This window comes from Muriicola sp. (assembly GCF_041567615.1).
Taxonomy (GTDB): Bacteria; Bacteroidota; Bacteroidia; order Flavobacteriales; family Flavobacteriaceae; genus Muriicola.
Window position 1 is genome coordinate 1 of record NZ_JBFGBM010000268.1, and the last position, 2150, is coordinate 2150.

A 2150-nucleotide genomic window follows, 5' to 3' on the forward strand; every position below is an offset into this window, starting at 1 on the left:
CATCGTCGCCTTTACGGGGGATGAAGAGAGTACCGGCAAGCCTCTCGAAGTAAGTCGAAAACACCTCATCGAAGCCGCTAAACGGAGTGACATTGCCCTGGGATATGAAACTTCCACAGGCTTCAATTACGCCACCGTGGCCAGACGCGGGGCTTCCGGATGGGAAGTGGAGGTGACAGGGAAGAGGGCCCATTCTTCCGGGGTTTTCAGTGAAAGGACAGGTGCCGGAGCCATTTTTGAGATGTCGCGAATTCTGAATGCCTTTTACGAAGAAGTTAAAGGAGAAGAATACCTGACCTTTAATCCCGGTATCCTGATGGGAGGGACCTTTACGGAATACGACCCTTTGAAGAGTTCGGGAGAGGTCTTTGGAAAAACCAATGTGGTCGCCCAAACGGCCTATGTCCGGGGAGGGCTGAGGTTTATCACGGAGGAACAGAAGGAAAATGCCAGGGAAAAGATGAAAGCGATCGTAGCTGATAACCTGCCCAATACCTCGGCAGAGATCTCTTTTACGGATAGTTACCCTGCCATGCCTCCCACAGAAGGGAATCTGAGGCTGCTCGAAGTGCTCAATGGGGTAAGTAAGGATCTGGGACAGGGCGAAGTCCTGGCCTACGACCCGGGCAGGAGGGGTGCTGCAGACACATCCTTTGTAGCCGATTACGTGGATTGTCTCGACGGGCTCGGTACCATGGGTTCCGGGGCGCATACCCCCGAGGAGACCGTCAACCTGAAGACCATTGAAGCCCTGACGAAAAGATCGGCCATCCTGATCTACAGACTCATCAATCAATAGGCTATGATCACCCTGGAGCACCTCGATCAGAGCGTAATCATAGATGAAGGGGAACTCATCAGTTATCAGGTGGAGGGCTATGAATTCATGCATCAGAAGGGGGAACCCGGATGGGGGAATACAGATACTGAAATGTTTCCGATCATCGGTCCTACGGAGGCCGCAGGATACAGGGTGCAGGTCCCAAAAGGCAATGCCGTACAGGACCAGCACGGCCATTTACGGGAACTCCGTTATCATTTAAATGCACAGGAGAAGCATTCGGCAATTTATACGAAGGAGTACCAGGCGGGTACCCTGGTCTCCAATTCGAAATACCCCAAAAGGTCGAAGGCCCCGAAATTAATATGGCCTTTTAATTTTCGATTTGTAAAAAAGTTTCACCTAGGGGATGAGGGATTAAAGATCACTTTTACCGTAAGTGGGGAGAGGGACATGCCTTATATGCTGGGATATCACCCGGCCTTTCGTTTGAGATCGCCCGATGCCCGGGTGGTCGGCGGCGGTAAGTCAGTGAGGCTTGCGGAGGTAATGGCAGCCGGAGACAAGGCTCTGGAGATTCCCGAAACGGACAGTCTCGTGCTGGAAGACGAAAAACGCATAGGTGTCAGCACCCGTGGTTTTGGTAGTTTTATGTTGTGGTCGCCATCCGCCAATATGATCTGTGTGGAGCCTGTGACCTTTTACCCCTATGCGGTTGAACAGACTTCCCTCCACGAAGGATTCAGGTTCCTGCATCAGGAGGACGTAGAATTTGAGGTTTCACTTATACCTAATATCAAGACATGATTGATCGGAACAAAAGAGAACTGAAACTGGAAGATCTCAAAGGGCTCTATGGATACCTGTTCGAAGATGAACTCATAAAGGAGATCCATGAAGCAGGGAAGTTCCGGAAGGTAAATCAGGGTGATTATCTTATGGACATAGGCGATGAGATCACTTTTATGCCCTTGATATTCAGCGGTGCGATTAAGATCATGAGTGAGGATGAACAGGGGGACGACCTCCTTCTGTATTTTATAGAAAAGGGAGATACCTGTGCCATGACGCTATCCTGCTGTGTAAAACAGGGCAGGAGCAATATACGGGCCGTTGCGGAGTCGGATGTGGAGTTGCTGATGATCCCGGTATCGAAAATGGAGGATTGGATGGGAAAATACAGGAGCTGGAGGGCTTTTATCCTCGACAGCTATCACAACAGGATGCAGGAACTCCTGGAAACCGTAGACACCCTGGCCTTTATGAATATGGATGAACGATTGCTGAAATATCTCAGGGACAAGGCCATGGTGAATCACGACGACGTGATCCATGCCACGCACCAGGAGATCGCGGCCGACCTGCATAC

Annotated in this window: 3 protein-coding genes; all 3 read left to right on the forward strand. The window is 50.7% G+C overall.

Annotation, left to right across the window (positions count from 1 at the left end; genetic code table 11):
* Positions 1 to 799: M20/M25/M40 family metallo-hydrolase (locus ABYP73_RS12925; RefSeq protein WP_372974609.1), on the forward strand; the 799-nt coding region annotated here is incomplete at its 5' end.
* 3 nt (positions 800 to 802) lie between these two features.
* Positions 803 to 1588: an aldose 1-epimerase gene (locus ABYP73_RS12930; protein ID WP_372974610.1), complete on the forward strand. Its 786-nt coding sequence runs from the start codon at positions 803 to 805 to the stop codon at positions 1586 to 1588.
* Positions 1585 to 2150, forward strand: a 566-nt coding sequence (locus ABYP73_RS12935; protein ID WP_372974611.1) for a Crp/Fnr family transcriptional regulator, incomplete at its 3' end; no start/stop codon positions are given. The genes ABYP73_RS12930 and ABYP73_RS12935, both read left to right, overlap by 4 nt.